Genomic DNA, 21,700 nt, shown 5'->3' with positions numbered 1-21,700 from the left:
TTGTTGGTCGGTCTCGCTTGACAACTCACGGCATCAACGGTGTCTGCATCATCTGCAAATGCAGGTCCTTGCCGGTCCAGGGATGCGCCTCGCAGACGGCCTCATCGAGCTCGACGCCGAGGCCCGGCTCCTTAGACGGGATGACGTTGCCGTCCTGCCATTCGATCTTCTTCTTGAGCAGCTTCTCGTGAAAACCGTCCCACTGCTTCAGTGATTCCAGAATGAGGAAGTTGGGCAGCGTCACCGCAAGCTGGATGTTGGCGGCGCCGACGATCGGCCCGCAATAGCAATGCGGCGCGACCTGGATGTGATAGGCCTCGGCCATGGCGGCGATCTTCTTGGTTTCGAGAATGCCGCCGGAGCGGCCAAGGTCGGGTTGAAGAATGGTCGCGGCACGGTTCTCGATGACCCGGGCAAATTCGAACTTGGTCGTCAGTCTTTCCCCTGTCGCGATCGGGATCGAAGTGCCGCGCGCCACTTGAGCCATGACCTCGGGCATGTCGGGCGGCACCGGCTCCTCGAACCACAGCGGATCATAGGGCTCGATGGCGCGGGCGAGGCGCAATGCACCCGAAGCGGTGAACTGGCCGTGCGTGCCGAACAGGATGTCGGCTCTGGTGCCGACTGCCTCGCGGATCGCCTTGACCATGCGGGCGGAGAGGTCGATGTCGACGAGGCGCGGCTGGTGCCCATCGAAGGCGGTGTAGGGGCCGGCCGGATCGAGCTTGACCGCATTGAAACCCTGCTCGACATATTCGAGCGCGCAGGCGGCGGCCAGATCAGGATCGTTGTAGACGTTCTTGCCGCGCGCATCCTCGGAGTGGACGCTGCCGCTGTGCGGATAAAGGTAGGTATAGGAACGCAGCGTTTCGTGCACCTGGCCGCCAAGCAGCTTGTAGACCGGCTTGCCGGCCTCCTTGCCGATAATGTCCCAGCAGGCGATTTCGAGCGCCGAGAAACAGCCCATGCCCGACACGTCGGGGCGCTGGGTGAAGCCGGACGAATAGGCGCGGCGGAAGAAGGTCTCGACGTCGTGCGGATCGCGGCCGACGAGATAGCGCTGTGCCATATCCTCGACCATTTTTGCGGTGACATGGGCCGAGAAGGTGGCGTTGTAAGCCTCGCCATAGCCGACGACGCCGCCATCGGTGGTGAGCTTGACGAAGATGAAATACTTGCCGCCGATGCCGGGCGGCGGATTGCCGACAACCCAGGTCTTGACGTCGGTGATCTTCATTTTTGATCCTCCAGAACCAGTTCGGCGCCCTTCCATCCGGTCATGATCGCGGCAGCGTTGGTGTTGCCGGTGATGTTGTCTGGAAAGATCGAGGCATCGATGACGCGCAGGGCTTCCAGGCCATGCACCTTCAGGCGCGGATCGACGACGGCGCGCGCCGGGTCCGGCCCCATGCGGCAGGTCGAGACCGGGTGATAGACGGTGCCCGAGCGCTCCCTGAAATCCTGAATGAGATCTGCATCGGAGGCGATCGACGGACCCGGCAAAACCTCCTCCTCGATGATCTCGGCCATCGCCGGCATCGAGGCGATCTTCCTGACGAATTTCACCGCCGCCAGCATTTCGGCGACGTCCGCATCGGTCGAAAACGCGTTGGCGACGATCTTCGGGTAATCGCGCGGATTGGCGGAGCGGATCATGATTTCGCCGCGGCTCGACGGCCGGCAGTTGGACAGGCCGATGGAAAAACCCGGCCACGGATCTGGCGTCAGGATCGGTCGCTCGCCGCTCTTCGGAATGACGGTCGAGAAGGCCTGGAAATAGAGCTGCATGTTGGGCCGTGCCGCGGCCGGATCTGTGCGGAAGAAGCCGCCGGCATTGTTCATCGACAGCGACAACGGGCCCGAGCGCAGCAGGATATATTGCATGCCGACCAGCAGCTTGCCCCACCACGGGCGCAGGATCTGGTTGAGCGTCGGCAGCCTGCCCTTGAAGGTGTAGTTGATGCCGACATGGTCCTGCAGGTTTGCTCCGACATTCTCGTTGGCGCAAATGACGGGAATGCCGAGCGCACCAAGCAACGCCGATGGGCCGATGCCTGAAAGCTGCAGCAATTGGGGCGAATTGACCGAACCGCCCGACAGGATGATCTCGCGGCCGGAGCGGGCGGTTTTCGTCTCTCCATTTTGGAGATACTCGACACCGACGGCGCGCTTGCCTTCGAACAGGATTTTTGTCGCCAGCGCATTGATCTCGACGCGGACATTTTTGCGCTTCATCGCCGGGCGCAGGAAGGCGCGCGCCGCCGACATGCGGCGGCCGTTCCTGGTGGTGATCTGATAGACGCCGACGCCTTCCTGCGTGGCGCCGTTGAAATCCGGGTTGAGCGGCAGGCCGGCCTGGCTGGCGGCGGCGAGATAGCGCTTGGTGAGCGGATGGACGGAGGTCGAGCAGTCGGTGACATGTAGCGGCCCGCCGACGCCGCGCCATTGGTCGGCGCCGGCCTGGTTGTCCTCCAGCGCCTTGAAAGCGGGCAGCAGGTCGTCGAAGCCCCAGCCGGGGTTGCCGGCATCCCGCCAGGCGTCGAAATCCTCGCGCGCGCCCCTGATCCAGACCATGGCGTTGATTGAGCTCGAGCCGCCGAGCAGCTTGCCGCGCGGCCAGTGGTCGACATTGCCGGCGAGGCCGGGGTCAGGCTCGGCCTTGTAGTTCCAGTTGACCGCCGGGTCGAAGAAGGTCTTGCCATAGCCGAGCGGCATCTGGACGTAGAAGCGGAGGTCGCTGCCGCCGGCCTCAAGCACCAGCACCGAGAAGCGGCCGGAAGCCGACAACCTTTCGGCCAGGACCGAGCCGGCCGAACCGGAACCGACGATGATGAAGTCATAGGTCTGCATGGTGGCTGCGGCTGGCTCCGAATTTTCGCTCAGCCTAGACGCCGCGGACCGCCGCGATCACGGAGCTTCCGGCATCGCCTGTGAAAAAAGCGACCGGCACTTCGTTTGCATTCAGTGTCCTGCCCTAAGCATTACAGTGCGTTACAGTGACAGTGCCACTAATTGGAGCGCGAACTCTGCGCAACGGGTTGCGATCAATTAGTGCACTGTCACCGTAATTCGTAATTCGAATTCAAGCCCCGCCATCTGAGCTCAGGACGTTGGTCACGCCTTCGCCTGTGCTTTGTCGGCAAGCCTGTCCGAGCATCACAGGCGATGATCGGCAATCTGCCTGAAATCATAGCGCATGATCGGGCGGGCCGGCGTCCTGCGGGCGACGACCCTGAACCCGGCGCGCGCGAAGGTGGAGGCATATCCGCTGCCGGAAGCGCTCGGCGATACGTCGGCGTCGAAAGGATAGGCTTCGAGGGCAGGAGCGTTTGCGCGCCTTGCGACTTCCAGGGCCTGTGCAATCAGCTGGGATGTTACGCCCCGCCGGCGGTATTGTTTTCGCACGTAGAGGCAGGACAGGGACCAGACCGGCCTGTCATCCACGCGCTTGAGCTGCCATAGCCGATCGAGCCGTGCGTGATCGTCCATCTGTTTCCAGATCGACGAAACGCATTGCTCACGCGCACCCAGTAGTCGACATTCGCGCCTGTTTTCATGGTGCCGTGCGCTCGGATGAGCATCCATGCGGCGGCAACCGCGTCGCCGGCTGCGACATCCAGTTGGCCAAGCTGCTGGCCAATCGGACCAGACCAGCGAGGAAACCAATCCAAGAACCGCTCGCGAAGGGCGTTCGATCCCACATACCGAAGCGGCGGTACGAGGTCGAAATAGACTATGTCATCGGAGTAAAGGGACATAAGCCACTCGATGTCTTTGGCGCCCATGGCAGCCGATCGACTGTCCAGCAATTCCCTAATCGCGGTTTCATCACCTGGCATCGTCTCCTCCAATCTCATCATTTCGCCCGCTTGCCGGGCGTGAGCTGTCCTCCCGCGTCGTCATCAGGGTAACCACCGATGGTGCTCCCCGACAACCAGCGTTCACCCTTTCAAACGATAACGAAAGTCATCCTGGCGTACGGCGTCGCGAGAATCCGGCGGGACCATGCATGGTGACGCCACAAAGCGCCGACACCTCCCGCGGTCGGCTTCACCCGCTGAGCGGTCGACGGCAACGTACGCCCAACGGCTCATTGAGCTCGTAGCCGAATTTTCAAACTGCGACATTCCCGACGGTGCGTTGACGCATCGTCGCCACCCCGATACGGGATGGGACAATCGATCTCGAAGGATTTCCCGCATGGTGCATTACGCGGACGGGCGGCCGATCGGCGATTTGACTCTGCGGACGCTGGCCATGCCTTCCGACGCCAATGCGGCGGGCGATATTTTTGGCGGCTGGGTGATGGCGCAGATGGATCTCGCCTGCGGCATCCGCGCCGCCGAGCGCGCCAAGGGCCGCGTGGTGACGGCGGCGGTGAAGGAAATGTCCTTCGCCAAGCCGATGAAGATTGGCGACACGCTGTGCATCTACACGCATGTCGAACGCGTCGGCCGCACCTCGATGACGCTCAAGGTCGAGGCCTGGGCGCAGCGCTATCTCTCCGACCTGATGGAGAAGGTCACCCATGCCGACTTCGTCATGGTGGCGCTGGACGGCGAAGGCAAGCCGAAGGCGGTTCCCGCGGAAGGCTGACCGGCCTGATTCCAGAAGATGGATTTAAACAGCCGTCTCTCCCGCGCGGGGGATGCGGGCAGCGATGCGGCGTGGTCTTTGACCAACGGGTTCCCGCATGCGCGCCTGCAGCGCGAGCGACGGGATCTTGGGAGGAAAGACAATGCGTCAACACATGCTGAACGCTGCCCTGGCCGGTGCGTTTGCAGCCTTGCTCTGCCTGTCGTCCGCAAGCGCTTTTGCCGAGGTCAAAAAAGGCGATCCAGGCGCCACCTGCACGTCGGAAAACCGCACCATCAACGGGCAGGCGGCCAAGTGCGAGATCTGCTCGGCGACGAAATGCGACACCAGCGGTACGACGGTGAGCAATTGCCGGAAGGAGACGACCACGACCTGCACGATTGGCGGCAAGGTGGTCAGTCCCAACCCGAAATGGAACCGGATCGAGAAGCTGCCGAAGAGCAAGATGCAATTACAGCAGTAGGGCTCATCCGGAGGATCCCCGTCAGGTTCAAACCCTTGCAGCGCAAGGGCTCAGCTGTGCATGGCGTCGAATTTTTCGCGCGCGACCTTGACACGCTCGGTGTTCTTGCGCGCCCATTCGCCGAGTGCACCGACCGGCACCAGAAGCTCGTAGCCAAGGTCGGTCAATTCGTAGTCGACCCGCGGCGGGATGGTCGGGAACACGGTGCGCGTGACGAAGCCGTCGCGCTCGAGCCCGCGCAAAGTGGTGGTCAGCATCTTCTGTGAAATGCCGCCGACCGCGCTGCGCAGCTCGTTGAAACGCAGCGGCCCGTCGCCGAGCTTGCCGACGACGAGCACGGTCCATTTGTCGCCGACGCGCTGCAGGATTTCCGAGATGGCGCGGCAGTCCTCGGTGCGGTGCGGGTGCCTTGGTAACAAAAAAGTGCCTCCTTGCACATTGAGCGGCCAGTTACTCATATAGCGCAGGTATCTAAACGATACCAGTATTCCTGTAAGGAGAGCCCCTCTATGTCAAAACCCAAAATCGCCATCGTCATTGGTTCGACCCGCGCCGCGCGCTTTGCCGACGTCCCGGCCCAATGGATTGCCAAGATCGCCAGGTCGCATGCCGACATCGATGTCGAAGTCGTCGACCTGCGCGATTTCCCGCTGCCGTTCTTCGATGAGGTCGCATCCTCCGCCTGGGCGCCGTCGCAGAACGAAGTGGCGCAGCGCTGGCAAAAGAAGGTCGCCGGATTCGACGGCTTCATCTTCACCGCCGCCGAATACAATCATGGCCCGACGGCCGTGCTGAAGAACGCCATCGACTACGCCGCCAACGAGTGGAACAAGAAGGCGGCCGGCTTCGTCGGCTATGGCAGCGTTGGTGGCGCGCGTGCGGTCGAGCAGCTGAGGCTGCATGCGATCGAGTTGCAGATGGCGCCGGTGAAGTCCGCCGTCCACATCGCCTGGGCCGAGTTCCTTGCGGTCAAGCAAGGTGAGAAGAAGCTCGATGAATTCGAGCACCTCAACCAGGCGGCAACCGCGCTCGTCAACGACATTGCATGGTGGGCCAGGGTACTGAAGACGGCGCGTCAGGCCGATGCCGTCGCCGAGGAAGTCAAGGCGGCCTGAGCGCAGGTTCGAACAATCCTCCCAAGGATTAATTCTCCCAAGGATTCAGGGCGGCGCATGCGCCGCCCGTTTTTTTCAGACGGCATGCGCGTCCTGCGCTTGCCTTGGCCTGATGATGCAATCGGCAAGGCGGTCCATCTCATTCAACTCGTCGGCGTGGTGCTGACCCCACTGGCAAAGTGCCAGCAGGATGGGCTCGAGGCTGAGGCCGAGCCGCGTCGCCGAATATTCCACGCGCGAGGGGATCTCGGCAAAGATCTCGCGGCGAACGAGGCCGTGCTCTTCCATGTCGCGAAGCTGCTGGATCAGCACTTTCTGCGTGATATTGGGCATCAATCCTTGCAGCGCCGACAGCCGCCGCGGCCCGTCGAAGAGATGGTAGAGGATGATCGCCTTCCAGCGGCCCGAAATCACTTTCAGCGCGCGCTCGGCCGGCAGCATCGGCAGTCTCTTGATCAGCTTGGCCATGGTCACCTCCCGGTCAGCGGCGGACAAATCGGTGTGTGGTCGAAGCCAGGCAGATAGTGGCAAACAGCGGCCGATGCCAATAACGATCGGTGCGTGTGATGAGAGCCATTCAACTGAACCGTTTCGGCGACCCTGACGTTCTCGAAATGGTTGAGGTGCCGAAGCCCGAGCCGCAAGCCGGCGAGGTCCTGGTCCGCGTTCGTGCGGCCGGGGTGAATTTCTTCGAAGTGCTGATGCGCGCAGATCGCTACGCGGTGACGCCGCAACTGCCGATGATCCTTGGCGTCGAGGCCGCCGGGATCGTGGAGGCGCTCGGGCATGGGGTGGATGCTTCCTTGCTCGGCACGCGCGTCGCCGCGCCGTTGTTCGCCTCGAGCCGCCCGTTAGGCGGCTATGCCGATTATGTGACGATTGACGCAAGCCTGGCCGTGCCCTTGCCGGATGCGCTCTCGTTCGAAGCCTCGACGGCATTGATGGTGCAAGGACTGACGGCGTTGCATCTGTCGCGGCAAAGCCCGCCGGCCGGCAAATCGGTGCTGGTCGCCGCTGCCGCGGGCGGCGTCGGTTCGTTGCTTGTCCAGCTTGCGAAGCGGGCAGGGGCGAGCAATGTCATCGCGGCTGCCGGCAGCAAGGCCAAGCTCGATCTTGCTTTGTCGCTGGGGGCCGACGTTGCCGTCGACTACAGCAAAACGGACTGGCCAGAGCGCATCCGGGTAGCGACAGGCGGCGCCGGCGTCGACATCGTCTACGACATTGTCGGCGGCCCGCTGACGGCGGTTGCGCTGGAGGCTCTGGCACCTCGCGGAGAGCTGGCGTTTGCCGCACTTGGCAGATACGCGCTCGGCGCCCCGGAGATGGAGGCGATGATCGGCCGCAACCAGTCGCTGAGGGGTTTTGCACTGCTGCCGCTGCTGTCTCCAGACGTGCTCCGTGACGACCTGTCGGGGCTCTTCAATCTGGCGGCAAGTGGTGAGCTTAAAGTGACCAACGGCGGTCGCTTCCCGCTCGACCAGGCCAGTCAGGCGCATCGCCTGCTGGAGGAGCGCGGCGCGACCGGCAAGGTCGTCTTGATACCCTAGTAGTGCTCGGCAAGGAGCCGGGGATCCGGGCTTGTGCCGTTCCGGCCGTCAGCGAACCCGATAGAACGGATTTGGCAACAGGAACAGCTTCTCGGCATGCCCCCCGAACAAGTCGGATGGCTGGTCGCCGACATTGGCAATTATCGTGTAGCCGGCCTTTTCGATTTCGGCTCTTATGAGTGCCTTGAAATCTGCGGCGGAACCATATTTGGCTCCAGGCTGGACCATGTAAAGGTGCTCATAGCCGGCATAGCCCGCCGACTGCAGGTTCTGTTCGGTTGCCTGACGCTGGTCCTCCGGACGTCCGGTGATGAAGAACACCGCGACTTTCGCCGTTCGCGCCTGCCGGAAGACCTCCAGCACCGGGTCAATGGCCGGATCCTTCGCAAGCTGATCCCAGGCGGCCCAGCCACAGGGACCGTCGATTGCGATGTCGCAGGCGCCGCCGATCGGGCGGCCGAAGTTGTCACGTGTGATCACTTCCCAGTTGGCCAAAGCCGTCTCGTCGATATCGAGCACCAGCGCGGGGCGAGGCACCTCCATTGCGCGCTTGACGACCCAATCGCCTGCCTGCTTCGCCACTGCCGCAAGGTCGCGATCATAGTCGCCGGAATCATGATAATTGGCAGCCGCCAGCATCGCATCGCCGACATTGGCTGGCTGGGACGGGCTTGTGAGAAGGAGCGAGTCGGAACGTGCCGGCACAGGAACATTTGTGCCGATCATCAGCACGATTGCCCCGACACGCGCAATTCTATTCCAACCAATCGCCCGCATCACGAGATTTTGCGGTCACGAGAAGTCCGCTGTCAAGCGAGACCGAACAGACGACCGTACCCCCGGTTGAATTGTGACACGCTTTCGTAACCGACCGCGAACGCCGCGCTGCTCGCGGTCTTTCCCTCCGACAGGTGACGCACCGCCGAAATCTCCGGCGCAAGTGCGTCACCCCAGGTCGTAGCCAACACGGCCTTGACCGTGCCCTACGCCGCCTGAACGATCTCGACCAGTTCAACGTCGAACACCAGATCCCGCCCGGCCAACGGATGATTGCCGTCGAGCTTGACGCTGGCGTCGTCCACGCCGACGACTGTTACCGGCATGGGGCGCCCTTCTGGGGTTCTGACCTGCAATCGAGTGCCGATATCGACGTTGATGTTGTCTGGTACGCGGGCGCGGTCAACGGTCATCACCGCTTCGGGGCGGTGGGGGCCATAGGCGGCCTCGGCGGGAACAGTCACGGTGCTTTTCGCGCCCACCTCCATGCCCTCGACATGGGTTTCAAGACCGGGGATCACTTGTCCTTCACCCAGCGTGAATTGCAGCGGTTCGCTGCCGGAAGAATCGAATTGGGTGCCGTCTGCCAGGCGTCCATTGTAATTGATGCGCACGGTGTCGCCATTCTTGGCCTGTGTCATGGTAGTCATCCTTTTGGAAGGTTTTGAGGGGCCGGCCAGAGCTCACGGTCCCGTCCTCGATCATCCACGCACTCAAAGTGCACGGCGCGAAACGTTAACACTAGGTGCCTGGCTGCCGATGTAAACCCCGATTGAGCTACGCCGGTATGACGCCGCCGGCGCTCGCCACCTTCGGCAGGAGTGCGCCGGACTAGCGGTCATGCCGCCTCAACCCATTCAGGCGCCGTGCAAATGGCGGCTAGATCAGGTTATGGCCGCCATCGATGCGGATTGTCTCGCCGGTCGTGAAGTCACTTTCCATGAGGTAGAGGTAGGCGGCGGCGACGTCCGCAGCGGTCGGAATTTTTCTCGATGGCAACCGGGCAGCCATGTCGGCAAAGAAGCCGGATTTGGCTTCTCCAACGATGTCCCACATCGGTGTGTCGACCCATCCGGGCGACACGACATTGACGCGCGTCGGGCCCAGTTCGAGCGCCAGGGCGCGGGCGAAGTAGCTGAATGAGCCGGCAATCGCCGCGACGACTGAGCCTCCCGGCACCGGCGGCTTGTCCTTGTTGATACCCGACGTGAAGGTCATGGAGCCGTCGGCCCTCAGGGTGCGCACCGCGTGCTTGGCGAGCATGACGGCGCCAATCAGCTTGTTGTCGACGAAGCGCCGCACCGCCTCCATGTCGGCGCGCTCGATGGGGTCGCCGGGCGGCAGTGTTCCGGCTGTCGATACGAGGTGATCGAACGCACCGACTTTGTCGAACAGGCGAGCGACGCCCGCTTCGTCGGTCATGTCGGCGACCAAGCTTGTCACGCGATTACCCGCATTGAGCGCCCGTTCGGCGGCCTGCAGTTTCTCGTGCGACCGCCCGACGATCACGACCTTGGCTCCGCTGTTGAGCGCAGCTTCCGCGACGCCAAGACCGATGCCGGAACTGCCTCCGACGACGATGACTTTCCTGTCCACGAGCGATGTCACGGGAGGTCTCCATTCGTTTGCGATGTAGGTGAGGGTCAAGCCTTGCCGGCGTAGGCGGCTTCGAGGTCGGCGATGATGATCTTGCGCATCCCATACATCGCCTGCCGGACGCGGTTGGCCTTTTCGCGATCCGGATCGGCACTGAGCCGCGGCAGGATTTCCGGGATGACCTGCCAATAGACGCCGAACTTGTCAGTGAGCCAGCCGCAGGGTTGTTCCCTGCCGCCGCCGGCGGTGAGCGCCTCATAGTAGTAGTCGGTCTCGGCCTGGTCCTTGGTCTCGATGTAGAGCGAGAGCCGCTCGTTGAAGGGCGGCTGCGGCCCGGCGTTGAGCGCTGTAAGGTGCAGTCCCTCGAGCTCGAAATCGAAGGTGGCATGCGGGACCGTCTTGTTGGTTCCGGACACCCAGTCGGTGTATTCGATCGTCTCGAGCACTTTGCCGTTCTTGAAGACCGAGAGATAGAAATCGCGGGCCTCCTTGGCGTCGGTGTTGAACCAGAGGAATGGATGGATGGTGGCCATGTCCGTTCTCCGTTAATTCCTTGCGACAGCGATCTTTCGCGAAGAACCTGTCCGCCGTTACTTTCGTTCAGGCTAGCGGCGGTCCGACTGCCGATAGATCGAGCCGTCCCAGTCGCGGGCAAACCCGAGGTCTTCGAGCCGGCGGGTCGAGAAGCGTGCAATCAGCCGCTCGGTCCGGCGCCGGCTGCTCGAGGCGAGGATGCGGCCGGCCATGCCGGTCAGGACGTCGACGATGGGTTCAACTCGTTTGGCGCTCATGGTGCTCTCCGTGGATGTGGGCGGTTGCCCCGCGACTTTCGTCAGCGAGAGTGTCAGTCACATCAGACTTGCCTCTTGCAGCGGCGGCGGATGACTGATTACGTGAGCAAACATGCCGTCTTCCGGTCTGGACGACAAACGACTTATCGGCGACAGTATGTGAGCAACGCTCACACATGCAGGTATCGAATCATGCCCCGGAAGCTGCCTCCCCTCACCACCTTGCCGAGCTACGAGGCCGCGGCGCGCCTGTTGAGTTTCTCCAAGGCGGCAGAGGAACTTCATGTCACCCACGGCGCCATCAGCCGGGCGATCAAGAACCTTGAGGATCAGCTCGGTGTGCAGCTGTTCGAGCGCGGTACGCGTTCGGTGAGCCTGACCGCCGTCGGCGAGCCCTATGCGCGGGCGGTGCGCGAGGTGCTCGACCAGTTGGCCGCCGCCACCGCTGCAGCAACGGCCCGCTATTCGAGCTCGACACTGAACGTCAGTACCTCCGATGGCTTCGCGGGGAGATGGCTGGTGCCACGCCTCTATCGCTTTCACCGCGCGCATGGCGACATCGATGTGCGGGTTTCGACGAGCGGGAAGCTGACCAATTTCCTCGGCGACGGCATCGATGTCGCGGTCCGCTATGGCAGCGGAAATTATCCGGGGCTCACGTCAGAGTTCTTGACCGGCGAGGAGGTGTTTCCAGTGTGCAGCCCAAAGCTTCTTGAGGGTGCACATCCGCTCCGCACGCCTCAGGATCTCAAACATCACACGCTGATCCGTGACAGCTTTCCGATCGACTGGGCGACCTGGCTCGCAAGCGCCGGGGTCGAGGGCGTGGACCCGCAGAGCGGGATTACCTTCGACTCTGCCACCTTTGCCATGGAGTCGGCAGCACAAGGCGAAGGGGTGGTGCTGGGCCGGACCATGCTCGTTGCAGCCGACCTTGCCGCCGGGCGACTTGTCCGGCCCTTCGGCCACGCCCTGAAATCCCCCTCCAGCTTCTATCTCGTCTACCCGCCAGCGGCGATCCGTCAGCGCAAAGTCAAGGCTTTTCGGGATTGGCTGCTTTCGGAAGTCACGCCGTAAATGGGGTGACGGGAAGGCCGAGCCGAGGGGACAGTTCGCCTACAGATCAATGTCCGAAAAACCGCTACTATCAGCTCGCCCGAACTGCGGTGATGATCCAGGCACGCGAGTCGAAAAGCACGCCGTCCGCGGTCAAGCGCGCGTCGAGCAGTTCGCGCAACCGCCGCAGCGCCGCAGCGACATCCACATCCGCGCTAGCCAGCGGATCCTTCACCAGTTGCAGGCCAAGCAAAGCGTCATAAGCCGCGTCGACGTCCAGGCCATAGAAAACCGGTTCATGCACTTCGGCAAAGTCGACCGAAACAAAACCGGACGCACGCAAGACCTCCGCGGTGATGACGGGGTCACCGAGCGAAAACGGGGTGGCGGCGGCTGCCGATATGGCGGTCCCCGGCGCAATCGCCCGCTGAATGGCAGTCGCCCACTCGTTGCGGTCCTGGCCCTGCCATACCATCCACACAAGACGTGCCCCTGGTCGCATCGCCCGGCCGATATTGGCGAACGCCGCCGCCGGATCGGCAAAGAACATCACGCCAAAGCGACTGATGCACAGATCGAAGCCGGCAGGCGGAAACGCCAGCAATTGCGCATTGCCGCGCTCGAAGGCGACGTTTCGCAATCCCTCGTCCGCGCTACGCCTCCGGGCGAACTCGAGCATCTCGGCCGATACGTCCACCCCGAGCACGCTGCCTTCCACCGCGACGCGGGCAGCATCGCGAGAAGATTGTCCCGAGCCGCATCCGATATCGAGCACGCGATCACGCGTTCCCGCCTTGACGGCAGCCCTGAAGACCTCGTTGTGCCGTCGCAGCTCGGCGTCGTAAAACTCGGCGCAGTTCAACACCATCGCACGCCTGCCTGGACATGATGGGCACGGCGGCATTCCCAGCCGCTCCGCTCTGATCTTGTCAATGATCTCCTCAGCCGGGTGATGCACCGACTTCTGCTTCGGGTCACCCCAGCACTATCAGCCGCGCCGCGCTGCCTCGATCGCGGCAACGTCGATTTTCTTCATCTCCATCATCGCCTCGAATGCGCGCTTTGCTTCGTCGCCGCCGGCAGCCATCGCCTCGGTCAGAACGCGCGGCGTGATTTGCCAGGAGATGCCCCATTTGTCCTTGCACCAACCGCAGGCACTTTCCTGGCCGCCATTGCCGACGATGGCGTTCCAGTAGCGGTCGGTCTCCTGCTGATCGTCGGTGGCGATCTGGAAGGAGAAGGCTTCGTTGTGTTTGAACGCGGGACCGCCATTGAGGCCGAGGCAGGGGATGCCGGCGACCGTGAACTCGACCGTCAGCACGTCGCCCGCCTTGCCGGACGGGTAGTCGCTGGGAGCGCGGTGGACGGATTTCACCAAGCTGTCGGGGAAAGTCTCGGCATAGAAGCGGGCCGCAGCCTCGGCGTCCTTGTCATACCAAAGGCAGATCGTGTTCTTGGCGATTGTCATTGCTGGTCCCTTTGCTTTTGAATCAACCTGGGCTTTTGATCAACCTGGGCTTTTGGAAACAACCTGGGCTTTTGAAATCAACCCGGGCCTTGAAGTCAATCCGGGCTTTTGCACAGCCAGCCTCGGCGTTGCACTACGAAAATGGAATGCGCTCGTGCCATCTGACGTTCCGACAGCAACACCTGCACGGCATCAAGGTATCACGGCTGGCACTTTTAAGACCAGATGTGGGCAGTGACTCGAACGGGCGATGGTCCGCCGGGTCCCGACCGGTGGCCTTCACTTTTTTGTCTGGGGCAGCTTTGTTTGGGGCAGCGCCGCTTTGCTCAAGGGCGTGCTGGCTTTCGGTTGGGCGCCCCGGTGCCTCAGGAGGCGCACAAGCAAGTTCCGTCTGCCCTTGCGCGGGACGAGATCGATATCGCTGACAAGCTTTGCGCCGCCCTCGCGACGCTCCAACGTGATCTTGCGGCTATGAAAGGTTTCCAGCTCGGCGCGATGCGCTACGCTGATGATGGTGACCTTCGGCAATTCGCGAATGATCATCTCCATCATCTTGTCCTGGCTCTTCTCATCAAGTGCTGAGGTTGCTTCATCCAGCACTATGATATCGGGGCTGTGCAGCAGAAGACGCGCGAAGGCGAGCCGCTGCTTTTCGCCACCCGACAAGGTCTGGTCCCATGGCGCGTCCTCTTCGATCTTGGCGTTGAGATAATCGAGTCCCACCTTGTCGAGAGCCGCCTTGATCTTTTTCAGCGTCCAGTTGTCGGCGGCGCCTGGATAGGCGACTGCGCGGCGAAGCGTCCCGGTGGGGATGTAAGGCCGTTGCGGCAACATGAACAACCGTCTGTCGGCGTGGATGTTGACGCTGCCGCTACCCCACGGCCACAGGCCTGCGACGGCCCGCACCAGCGTGCTCTTGCCTGAGCCGGATTCGCCGGCAACGAGCACCCGCTCGGCTGGTTTGATCACGACCTCGGTTTCCTTGACCACGGCGGTACCGTCGTCGAGCGACACGGAGAGATTGTTCAGCCCAAGCATCGCATCGCCTTCGGTTTCGCCGCGCTTAATGCGTCCAAGGGTGTTGCTCTGTTCCGCCCGCTCGAGCCCGTCGAGCGACATCATCAGCGAGGCGATGCGCCGTGCACAGGCATTCCAATCAGCGAGACGGGGGTAGTTGTCGACCAGCCATCCGAACGCGCCCTGCACGATGGCAAAGGCCGAGGCAGCCTGCATTACCTGTCCAAGTGTCATGCTGCCTTCGAGAAACTTTGGAGCGCAAAGCAGAACCGGCACGACCGGCGCAAACAGGCTCGACCCCTGCGACACCAGCGCTGTGCGCATGTGCTGGCCTGCAAGGAGCGCCCACTGCCTGAGCACATGGGCGAATGTCTTGTCCATGCCGCTGCGCTCCTCCTCCTCGCCGCCGAGCAATGCGATACTCTCGCCGTTTTCCCGCACGCGCGTCAGCGTGTAGCGGAACTCAGCTTCCGCCTGGTTTTTTTCCTCGGAGAGGTGGACGAAATGGCGGCCGATGACCGCCATCGAGGTGGACGTGATTGCGGCATAGATTACCGCGGTGACGACCAGGAAGCCGGGAATGGTGACGGTCGAACCTGCAATCGGCAGGGTCAAGGCGCCGCCGATCGTCCACAGCACCACGATGAAGGTCGAGGCCGACAGAAATGCGACGATGACACCGGCAATGAAATCGACGGGCGATTCTGTGGCAATCCGCAAATCCTCGGCGATGCGGGCTTCGGGATTGCTGTGGTCGCCGCCGACGAGGTTCAGCTGATAGTAGCGGCCACTTGCGAGCCAACGCGCGATGACTGCGGTGGTGAGCCAGGAGCGCCAGCGGCGCTGTATCGTCATACGAAAGAAGACTTGTGCCACCACAAGGCTTGTGCTTCCGAGCACGAGCGGCACGAAAACGGCGCTCAGCCGATATACGGTATGGGCGTTGCGTTGCTCAATGGCGTCGAAAATTGCGCGATTCCAGGCATTGATCCCATACTGGAAGCCGACATTGGTGACGATCAGGACCAACAGCCCGATCGTGCATGGCCAAGCGAGCCTATCGCCAATGCTGCCCCAGTAACCGCGCGCGCTGATCCAGAAACGCTTCAGCAGGTACCTCTTGCGCGCCTGCTCAGCCTCTTCGGGTGTCAGCTCCGGATCGGGTTCGATGAAATCCGGCGGCGGCGCGGCCTCGCCGACGACCTCGGACGCGGCTTCGACAGTCGAGTGTTTCTCGTGGCGCGACCTCTCGGCATCGCGCAATTGGGCGGCGTCAACCGATTTCGGCTTGAATCTAGCCTCGGGCATCCGGCGATAACGGCTTAAAAATCAGAAGGTTTCATAGCGTCCGCTTGAGATGGTCAGCTGCCAACAGCGCCTGGGTTTCGCTCATGATTGCCGGCTGCCCTAGCGGCCTCGCTCCTGCATCGGCTCCTGTGACCGCGACGCAGCTCCGCCGGCAGGCGCATCGCGTGCAGTTGGCTGGAGTGTCAGCGATGCACCGGGACGGCGTTTTCGTACCGGGCCATCTACGCCGACGCGGCCCTCGTCGGACAGAAAGGGGAGACCAGATTCTGGCGCAGAACCTGGTCGTCGGGACAATGGTTGGAGCAGACATTCTGCACCATTTGCGGATCGGTCGTTTTCATGCGGGCAGAAGGATTGAAGGATGCGCTGTCGGTCTCGGTCGGCTGTCTGGAGGACCCGCATTTTCCGGCCCCGGCAACGCTCCACTGGCCTGACAGGAAACATAAATGGCTTTGTTTGGAAGGCTTGCCCAAGGTCGCTTGAGGAGCGAAATGGCGATGCGTGCAGACGCTGGCACAGAGTTGCAACAGAACTTCAGGGATCACTCTGCTGGACGAGCAGTCTCGACAATTCGCTTCAGGCTCTCAAGATTTATTCGCATGCCGCGTTCGAAGAAGCTGGACGCGAGCGGCGCGAGAAGCGCCATCGGCCCGGGAAGCCCTTTTCCGGTAATCGAACCCTCGAGGTGGAGATGCGTTCTGTGGCCTGTCGGCGCCAGCCGAAAGCGGTAGGTGAATGGCGTCGGCCCGCTCAAGCTGGACAAAGTCAGCAGTGCATCGACTTCGAACTCGGTGACCTCCACGATGTTTTCGAGGACCCGCCCGACCGGGCCGGCCGTGAGCTTGGCTACGGACTGCACAGCCGAGTACCAGGCCGGAGCCGCTTCAATATCCTCGATATGACGGAAGACGGTCTGGGCAGGCCTGTCGATCTCGATTGATATGTCGAACATTTGTGACTTATTCCTTCGGGAGATCGGATGATGGCCCATCGCGCCGGGCGATTGCGTTGCCGGCGGCTGTTCCGGCGACCAGAACTCGCAGCAGCCCGACGGCGGTTGTGACCTCGTTCGGCGTGAGCCGCTGGCCCAGCCATCCGTAAAGCCGGGATTCGACCTGCCGGATTTCGGCGGCGAGCCGGTGCCCCTCCTGTGTCAGTTCGAGCTCCACCTGCCGGCGATCGTCGGAGTTTTCCCGCCTGACGACGAGCGCCCGCTCGACCAGCGTGCTTACCAGCCGGCTGGGACTGCCGGTCTCGCAGACCAGCAGCTTGCCAACAGCATTGAGCGACATTGGTCCGCCGGCCTTCAGGCAGCTGATGACTTCAGCCTGGGAAGGGGTGACGCCAAGCGGCGAGAGCAAGTCGGTAAGCAGCCTGTTGCCTTCGCGCTGGGCGCCGAGAATGAGGAATCGGAGCTCCTCTTCTGGTTTCATGCCGCCGCTCCCAGTTCGACCGGGGCGGTCACCAGCTGACGCGTCGCCAGCCGCACGGCGCTCTCCGGATCATGGGTCGGCAGATAGATCGTCGGCTGCTGCTCGGCGAGGTGCCGGACGGCTCGCAGGGTGGCGGCGGCAATTTTTGTATCGGGTCCCACGCCGTCCACCTTGCCGGCAAGCATCAGTGCCTGGTTGTAAGACGTGTCGCCGGCGAGAAAGAGCGTTGCGTCGCCATCCTCCACCAGCACCGAAAGATGACCGGCAGTGTGACCAGGAGTTGCGATCGCCACGACGTCGCCCGCTTTGGTCAAGCGCTTGCTCGCCGCAAATTGGCCGAACGGTCCATCGTCGAGCTCGAGCCGTATGGGGTTGAACCAGTCGGGCCAGCGCTGCGGCAGGTAGCCGCGGAGCATTCCCATGAAACCCGACGCCGTGTCGATCTCACTGGGGGCGGCGAGTATCTGGCTATGGGGAAAATGCACCAAGCCCGCATCGTGGTCCATGTGCAGATGCGTGAGCACCACCCGTTTGACGTCGCGCGGCCCGATGCCCAGGCCACGCAGCTGCGGCCCGATCTCTTCTTCCGGCTCGATACGAAAGTGCACTTCCCAGCGAAAGAACGGATGCAGCGAGCGTCCGTGCCCGTTCAGCAGATGCGCCGCCTGTCCAGTGTCGACAACAATGACGCCTTCGTCATGCTCGATGGCCCAGGCGAAGGTCGGCAACCAGCCGGACCAGTTCCTGTCGGCAAAGATGCTGGCAAGCCCATGGCCGCGTCCTTCGATCTGGGCCGTCTTGATGCGGACCGACCCGGTCCGGATGGCATGTACTTTCATTTTTTCCTCTCCATTAGATGATATGTCATCGTATGACACGTCATATATTGAGGAGTCAATAGAACGGAGGAGAAAAGATCAGCGCGACAGCGATCGCGAGCATCTGCCGCTCAGCCCGACCGCGCAGGCGCTGAATTCCGGAACAAGGGTGCGATTTTGCCGTTGAGCCAGAAACTGGAAGCGACCCGCATGTCCGAATTGCCGAATGAAGAGATCGAAGGGCGGCTGAACGCCCAGCGCGAGACTTTGGCGCTGGTCGTCGCACTGCTTGCCAGCAAGGATACGGCACCCGAGCGAATATGGGCCGAGCTGGAGGCCCGTTTTCAGTTTCAGAACAGTCAGGAGGACCCCGGCGTCCTGCCAAGCAGCGCATTCGCCATCGAGGCTGCGAAGATGCGGGAGTTCAAGCTGATCGCCGAAGAGGCGCGGGCGCGCACTGCGGAATGGAACGGCAGGGACATGCCACAGGGCGCCAGCTGAAGCCCCGGCAAGTGGTTGCAGGACCGGCTATTTTGCGAGGGGCCGAGCAGGCGTCAGCTTTGCCCTAAAAGTGCACGCGCCAACTCTTCCCATTCCTCGTCAAGACTTAAGGTCGATGGCGCGGCGTTGCAGCGGCGATACCAATATTCGGCATTCGACTGGTCGCCTTCCTTGCGGTGGAGATAGGCATGCACGTGCATGCCCGCAGTATCGTCGCGCCGCTGCGCGCACTCGTGCGCCTTAGCCCAATCGCCCTTTGCATCCCACCACAGCGCCTGCAGGGCAGGGCTCAAACCGTCCGGCGGCTGTGGTTTCGCAATCGAATCCCTGAAGGTTTGCAGATCCATTTTTCCACCCTAGCAACGTACAGGGCGCCGATAATACCTGCACCGGCAGCCGACCGATAGCGTGCATCGGGCGGCATAACCGGAATGGGTGTCGGGAGCCGATAACCGCACGGCCAGATGCTTGATTTGGTGACGTGCATGAAATAGTGCGCACCACGGCACCATGATGCCTGAGACAGCGAGGATGGGTAGCGAGCCGATGACAGCCCCCGACAACGCACGCCAATTCTACCACGGCACCCGGGTCGACCTTAAACCGGGAGACCTGATAGAAGCCGGCTACAGCTCCAATTACGGCGCGAGAAAGCAGGCAGCCTGGGTCTATCTGACCGGCACTCTGGATGCGGCCATCTGGGGTGCAGAGCTGGCCGCTGGTGACGGACGGGAAAGGGTCTATATCGTGGAGCCAACCGGCCCGATCATGGACGACCCCAATCTTACGGGCAAGAAATTTCCCGGCAATCCGACGCAGTCCTATCGCTCCCGTGAGCCGCTCAGGATCACGGGCGAGGTCGCCGAGTGGCAGGGCCACTCCCCCGAGCGGCTGAAAGAGATGAAGGACCATATCGAACGGCTGAAGGCGCAAGGCATCGAGGCAATCGATTGATCGCTAAATCCTGCGATTGCCAAGCTTGGCTCTGACCTACGGTCGGCGGCAGTCGCCGCGAAATACGGCTCCACGTCCGCAATGGGTCCGCGAGTTGTCGTTCCTTGCAGGTTGGAGAGCGGATGCTCCTTTTCATCTCGTCGCGAACGTGATGATCTCGGGGCTCGAAGGGCCAAGTGGGCTGCCGTCAAAGCCGCCGAATTGCTGTTCGATCCGTAGCCCCGCGTTCCCCAGCAGGCTCGATAAGGCGTCCGTGTCGAGGAATCGCAAGGTGCTGCGACTAACTTGCGGAAGGCTCGGATGCTTTCCGCCGAACCTGTGGGTGAATGTCACCGTCTGTCCATCGAACGGCATGATCACCTCTGTTGTGATCTGCACCAGAGACCCGTCAGGTAGCTCAACGACGACCGCATTTTCGGTGTCCAGCGCTCCCACGCCCGCACAGAAGGGTTCCGCGTCTCGAACGCGAAGCATCCGCCTGGCACAAGGGCCTGTCGCGCAGCCGCCATCAAATCCCGCAGGTCTTCGTCGCTGACAAGGGCCTGGAATGCATGCCCCGTCATCACAATGAGATCAAACTCGGCTGTCCAGCCGGCCGATTGGAGATCGCCGAGGACCCATTCGATATCCGTGCGCGTTCGTGCGCGATTCAACACGCCGGGTGCTGGGTCGATGCCGCAGAGCCGCCCTGAATGTCCGGCCAGGCGTGCCTCGTGAAGGAGGGTGCCCGTTCCACATCCGACATCAAGCACCGCGTCTGCTGTTAGAATGCGGGGCAGGTAGAAATCATAGTCGTCGCGCGCAGATCTCGGGTGCCAGGCATCGTAGACGGCAGCGAGATATGGGTCGGCGAAAAGGTGGTCGACCATAGGCGGTATTCCCAATCAACTTTGATTGTGCGAGCGGTGGCGCCGCGAGCATATAGCCCATAAGTCGCGTCGATCGTTACCGCACGACCTCGCGGTGGGCGCCGGGCAGTCGGGTGGCGATGAGCTTGTCGATGCGGCGGCCGTCGAGGTCGACGACCTCGAAGCGCCAGCCTTGCGCGTCGACGCATTCGCCGGTCGCCGGCAGATGGTGCATATGCGACAGCACATAGCCGGCGACGGTTTCGTAGTCGCGGTTCTCGGGCAGGTCGATGCGGAGAACCTCCGCCATCTCGTCGGCCTGCATGTAGCCGGCGAGCAGCCATGAGCCGTCCTCGCGCTTGACGGCGTTTTCCTCGTCGCCGGCATCGAGGTCCGAGCGGAAGACGCCGGTGATCGCTTCCAGTATGTCGGCTGGGGTGACGATGCCTTCGAAATGGCCGTATTCGTCGTGCACCAGCGCCATGGGCACGTCGGATTCCTTCAGCGTCGCAAGCACATCCAGCGCGTCGGCCTGGTCATGCACGATCGGGGCGGTGCGCACGTGCCGGCGCGGGTCCAGGGCGCGGCCGCCCAGCATCGCGGCCAGCACGTCGCGGGTCTGGACGACACCAATCATGGCGTCGACGCCGCCGTCGCCGGCCGGCAGGCGCGAATGCTGGGTATCCATCAGCAGCTTCCTGATGGCGGCCTCGTCGGCTTGCAAATTGATCCAGTCGACCTCGGTGCGCGGCGTCATCACCGCGCGCACGGCACGGTCGCCGAGCCGCATGACGCCCGCGATCATGCGGCGTTCGTCGGATTCGATGGTGCCGTGGTGCTCGGCCTCGGCGACCAGCATCTTGATCTCCTCGTCGGTGACCTTCTCCTCGCTCTGGCCGCGCTGGCCAAGCAGCCACAGGAGGGCACGGCCGGAAAAGTCGAGCAGGAAGACCAGCGGCGCCGAGAAGCTGGCGAGGATGGTCATTGCCGGAGCGACCCTGACGGCGACCCGTTCGGGGTCGCGCAAGGCGATCTGCTTAGGCACCAGTTCGCCGATGATCAGCGAGCCATAGGTGATTAGGGCGACGACGATGCCGACGCCGAGCGGGTCGGCGAGGCTTTCGCGGATACCGGCCGACGCCAGGAAGGTGGCCAACCGCTCGCCAAGCGTGGCGCCGGAAAAGGCGCCGGACAAGACGCCGACCAAAGTGATGCCGATCTGCACCGAGGACAGGAATTTTCCCGGATTGGCGCCGAGCGCCAGAGCCCGGCCAGCGCCCTTGACGTTGCGGTCGATCATCGCCTTGAGGCGCGCCGGCCGCGACGAGACGATGGCGAGCTCGGACATCGACAGAAGGCCGTTCACACAGATGAGGACGACCACGATGGCAATTTCAGCATAAAGCATGCCG

Annotated in this window: 29 protein-coding genes and 1 pseudogene; 9 read left to right on the top strand and 21 right to left on the bottom strand. The window is 62.6% G+C overall.

The features are described from left to right. Window positions 1-25: 25 nt before the first annotated feature. The 4 genes from NKJ09_RS18695 to NKJ09_RS18680 form a co-directional block, all read right to left on the bottom strand. Complete coding sequence (locus tag NKJ09_RS18695; RefSeq protein ID WP_352494896.1) at window positions 26-1,237, bottom strand: mandelate racemase/muconate lactonizing enzyme family protein; 1,212 nt, start codon at window positions 1,235-1,237, stop codon at window positions 26-28. Beyond that, window positions 1,234-2,850 (bottom strand): GMC family oxidoreductase, encoded by a 1,617-nt coding sequence (locus NKJ09_RS18690; protein WP_352516009.1) that lies wholly within the window; start codon window positions 2,848-2,850, stop codon window positions 1,234-1,236. Before NKJ09_RS18690 ends, NKJ09_RS18695 begins: the two co-directional genes overlap by 4 nt. A 306-nt stretch (window positions 2,851-3,156) precedes the next feature. Further along, on the bottom strand, window positions 3,157-3,489 hold the full coding sequence (locus tag NKJ09_RS18685) for a GNAT family N-acetyltransferase (protein ID WP_352494898.1): 333 nt from the start codon (window positions 3,487-3,489) through the stop codon (window positions 3,157-3,159). Further along, entirely contained in the window at window positions 3,375-3,839 is a 465-nt protein-coding gene (locus NKJ09_RS18680) for a YybH family protein (RefSeq protein WP_352494899.1), read from the bottom strand. The genes NKJ09_RS18685 and NKJ09_RS18680 overlap by 115 nt, the downstream gene beginning before the upstream one ends. 361 nt (window positions 3,840-4,200) lie before the next feature. Here NKJ09_RS18680 and NKJ09_RS18675 point away from each other — a divergent pair, with 361 nt between their 5' ends. Both NKJ09_RS18675 and NKJ09_RS18670 read left to right on the top strand, forming a co-directional pair. Further along, complete coding sequence (locus NKJ09_RS18675; RefSeq protein ID WP_023678380.1) at window positions 4,201-4,596, top strand: acyl-CoA thioesterase; 396 nt, start codon at window positions 4,201-4,203, stop codon at window positions 4,594-4,596. 97 nt (window positions 4,597-4,693) lie between these two features. Beyond that, window positions 4,694-5,059: a hypothetical protein gene (locus tag NKJ09_RS18670; RefSeq protein ID WP_245278591.1), complete on the top strand. Its 366-nt coding sequence runs from the start codon at window positions 4,694-4,696 to the stop codon at window positions 5,057-5,059. 50 nt (window positions 5,060-5,109) lie between these two features. On the opposite strand, the gene NKJ09_RS18665 is transcribed toward NKJ09_RS18670, so the two are convergent. Then, window positions 5,110-5,478, bottom strand: coding sequence for a winged helix-turn-helix transcriptional regulator (locus NKJ09_RS18665; RefSeq protein ID WP_352494900.1), 369 nt, complete (start codon window positions 5,476-5,478; stop codon window positions 5,110-5,112). A gap of 90 nt (window positions 5,479-5,568) precedes the next feature. Between NKJ09_RS18665 and NKJ09_RS18660 the strand changes: the two genes are divergently transcribed. Next, window positions 5,569-6,174, top strand: coding sequence for an NADPH-dependent FMN reductase (locus tag NKJ09_RS18660; RefSeq protein WP_352494901.1), 606 nt, complete (start codon window positions 5,569-5,571; stop codon window positions 6,172-6,174). Window positions 6,175-6,249: 75 nt separating this feature from the next. On the opposite strand, the gene NKJ09_RS18655 is transcribed toward NKJ09_RS18660, so the two are convergent. After that, window positions 6,250-6,642: a winged helix-turn-helix transcriptional regulator gene (locus NKJ09_RS18655; RefSeq protein WP_352483120.1), complete on the bottom strand. Its 393-nt coding sequence runs from the start codon at window positions 6,640-6,642 to the stop codon at window positions 6,250-6,252. Window positions 6,643-6,740: 98 nt separating this feature from the next. Here NKJ09_RS18655 and NKJ09_RS18650 point away from each other — a divergent pair, with 98 nt between their 5' ends. Beyond that, window positions 6,741-7,721 carry a quinone oxidoreductase family protein gene (locus NKJ09_RS18650; protein ID WP_352494902.1) on the top strand — a complete coding sequence of 327 codons (981 nt, stop codon included), beginning with the start codon at window positions 6,741-6,743 and terminating at the stop codon, window positions 7,719-7,721. Between the two features lie 48 nt (window positions 7,722-7,769). Here the strand turns inward: NKJ09_RS18650 and NKJ09_RS18645 are convergent, their stop codons facing one another. From NKJ09_RS18645 to NKJ09_RS18625, 6 genes and pseudogenes are all read right to left on the bottom strand, one after another. Continuing rightward, on the bottom strand, window positions 7,770-8,447 hold the full coding sequence (locus NKJ09_RS18645; RefSeq protein ID WP_352494903.1) for an HAD family acid phosphatase: 678 nt from the start codon (window positions 8,445-8,447) through the stop codon (window positions 7,770-7,772). Between the two features lie 83 nt (window positions 8,448-8,530). Then, a pseudogene (locus tag NKJ09_RS32515) lies at window positions 8,531-8,632 on the bottom strand (AraC family transcriptional regulator); the annotation flags it as partial. 72 nt (window positions 8,633-8,704) lie between these two features. Continuing rightward, on the bottom strand, window positions 8,705-9,139 hold the full coding sequence (locus NKJ09_RS18640) for an FKBP-type peptidyl-prolyl cis-trans isomerase (protein WP_352494904.1): 435 nt from the start codon (window positions 9,137-9,139) through the stop codon (window positions 8,705-8,707). 238 nt (window positions 9,140-9,377) lie between these two features. Next, window positions 9,378-10,106, bottom strand: coding sequence for an SDR family oxidoreductase (locus tag NKJ09_RS18635; RefSeq protein WP_023719135.1), 729 nt, complete (start codon window positions 10,104-10,106; stop codon window positions 9,378-9,380). A 35-nt stretch (window positions 10,107-10,141) separates the two neighbouring features. Beyond that, on the bottom strand, window positions 10,142-10,627 hold the full coding sequence (locus NKJ09_RS18630; RefSeq protein WP_352483124.1) for a VOC family protein: 486 nt from the start codon (window positions 10,625-10,627) through the stop codon (window positions 10,142-10,144). Between the two features lie 72 nt (window positions 10,628-10,699). Beyond that, window positions 10,700-10,885, bottom strand: a complete 186-nt coding sequence (locus tag NKJ09_RS18625; RefSeq protein ID WP_352483125.1) for a DUF1127 domain-containing protein — start codon at window positions 10,883-10,885, stop codon at window positions 10,700-10,702. A gap of 192 nt (window positions 10,886-11,077) precedes the next feature. On the opposite strand from NKJ09_RS18625, the gene NKJ09_RS18620 reads away from it, so the two are divergent. Next, window positions 11,078-11,962 carry a transcriptional regulator GcvA gene (locus tag NKJ09_RS18620; protein ID WP_352494906.1) on the top strand — a complete coding sequence of 295 codons (885 nt, stop codon included), beginning with the start codon at window positions 11,078-11,080 and terminating at the stop codon, window positions 11,960-11,962. Between the two features lie 70 nt (window positions 11,963-12,032). Here the strand turns inward: NKJ09_RS18620 and NKJ09_RS18615 are convergent, their stop codons facing one another. Both NKJ09_RS18615 and NKJ09_RS18610 read right to left on the bottom strand, forming a co-directional pair. Next, entirely contained in the window at window positions 12,033-12,809 is a 777-nt protein-coding gene (locus tag NKJ09_RS18615; protein WP_023719131.1) for a class I SAM-dependent methyltransferase, read from the bottom strand. A gap of 120 nt (window positions 12,810-12,929) precedes the next feature. After that, a complete protein-coding gene (locus NKJ09_RS18610; RefSeq protein WP_352483215.1) occupies window positions 12,930-13,403 on the bottom strand; it encodes a VOC family protein in 474 nt (157 codons plus the stop codon). Here NKJ09_RS18610 and NKJ09_RS18605 point away from each other — a divergent pair. Then, window positions 13,396-13,647 carry a hypothetical protein gene (locus NKJ09_RS18605; protein WP_156948077.1) on the top strand — a complete coding sequence of 84 codons (252 nt, stop codon included), beginning with the start codon at window positions 13,396-13,398 and terminating at the stop codon, window positions 13,645-13,647. The genes NKJ09_RS18610 and NKJ09_RS18605 overlap by 8 nt on opposite strands. Window positions 13,648-13,688: 41 nt before the next feature. Here NKJ09_RS18605 and NKJ09_RS18600 read toward each other — a convergent pair whose 3' ends face one another. Then, window positions 13,689-15,734, bottom strand: coding sequence for an ABC transporter ATP-binding protein/permease (locus NKJ09_RS18600; protein WP_352494908.1), 2,046 nt, complete (start codon window positions 15,732-15,734; stop codon window positions 13,689-13,691). Window positions 15,735-15,893: 159 nt separating this feature from the next. On the opposite strand from NKJ09_RS18600, the gene NKJ09_RS18595 reads away from it, so the two are divergent. Further along, the gene (locus NKJ09_RS18595; protein ID WP_084642673.1) at window positions 15,894-16,217 is read left to right on the top strand and encodes a GFA family protein; all 324 of its coding nucleotides are present in this window, start codon (window positions 15,894-15,896) and stop codon (window positions 16,215-16,217) included. 58 nt (window positions 16,218-16,275) lie between these two features. Here the strand turns inward: NKJ09_RS18595 and NKJ09_RS18590 are convergent, their stop codons facing one another. The 3 genes from NKJ09_RS18590 to NKJ09_RS18580 are packed head-to-tail and all read right to left on the bottom strand — an operon-like array spanning window position 16,276 to window position 18,006. Continuing rightward, window positions 16,276-16,686 (bottom strand): SRPBCC family protein, encoded by a 411-nt coding sequence (locus NKJ09_RS18590; protein WP_023719128.1) that lies wholly within the window; start codon window positions 16,684-16,686, stop codon window positions 16,276-16,278. Window positions 16,687-16,693: 7 nt separating this feature from the next. After that, the gene (locus NKJ09_RS18585) at window positions 16,694-17,167 is read right to left on the bottom strand and encodes a MarR family winged helix-turn-helix transcriptional regulator (protein ID WP_023719127.1); all 474 of its coding nucleotides are present in this window, start codon (window positions 17,165-17,167) and stop codon (window positions 16,694-16,696) included. Next, window positions 17,164-18,006 carry an N-acyl homoserine lactonase family protein gene (locus NKJ09_RS18580; RefSeq protein ID WP_352494909.1) on the bottom strand — a complete coding sequence of 281 codons (843 nt, stop codon included), beginning with the start codon at window positions 18,004-18,006 and terminating at the stop codon, window positions 17,164-17,166. Before NKJ09_RS18580 ends, NKJ09_RS18585 begins: the two co-directional genes overlap by 4 nt. A gap of 189 nt (window positions 18,007-18,195) precedes the next feature. Here NKJ09_RS18580 and NKJ09_RS18575 point away from each other — a divergent pair, with 189 nt between their 5' ends. Beyond that, window positions 18,196-18,486 carry a hypothetical protein gene (locus NKJ09_RS18575; RefSeq protein ID WP_352494910.1) on the top strand — a complete coding sequence of 97 codons (291 nt, stop codon included), beginning with the start codon at window positions 18,196-18,198 and terminating at the stop codon, window positions 18,484-18,486. Between the two features lie 53 nt (window positions 18,487-18,539). Here the strand turns inward: NKJ09_RS18575 and NKJ09_RS18570 are convergent, their stop codons facing one another. Continuing rightward, complete coding sequence (locus NKJ09_RS18570) at window positions 18,540-18,833, bottom strand: hypothetical protein (RefSeq protein WP_352494911.1); 294 nt, start codon at window positions 18,831-18,833, stop codon at window positions 18,540-18,542. Between the two features lie 199 nt (window positions 18,834-19,032). On the opposite strand from NKJ09_RS18570, the gene arr reads away from it, so the two are divergent. After that, entirely contained in the window at window positions 19,033-19,440 is a 408-nt protein-coding gene (gene arr, locus NKJ09_RS18565; protein WP_502895871.1) for an NAD(+)--rifampin ADP-ribosyltransferase, read from the top strand. Window positions 19,441-19,796: 356 nt separating this feature from the next. Here arr and NKJ09_RS18560 read toward each other — a convergent pair whose 3' ends face one another. Further along, entirely contained in the window at window positions 19,797-20,309 is a 513-nt protein-coding gene (locus tag NKJ09_RS18560) for a class I SAM-dependent DNA methyltransferase (protein ID WP_352494912.1), read from the bottom strand. Window positions 20,310-20,385: 76 nt separating this feature from the next. Next, window positions 20,386-21,696 (bottom strand): hemolysin family protein, encoded by a 1,311-nt coding sequence (locus NKJ09_RS18555; RefSeq protein ID WP_023719122.1) that lies wholly within the window; start codon window positions 21,694-21,696, stop codon window positions 20,386-20,388. Window positions 21,697-21,700 lie beyond the last annotated feature (4 nt).

The sequence above is a fragment of the Mesorhizobium sp. M0189 genome (genome assembly GCF_040322135.1).
GTDB lineage: Bacteria > Pseudomonadota > Alphaproteobacteria > Rhizobiales > Rhizobiaceae > Mesorhizobium.
The sequence above is the reverse complement of the archived record's forward strand: the minus strand, read 5'-3'. Positions and strand labels throughout refer to the sequence as shown.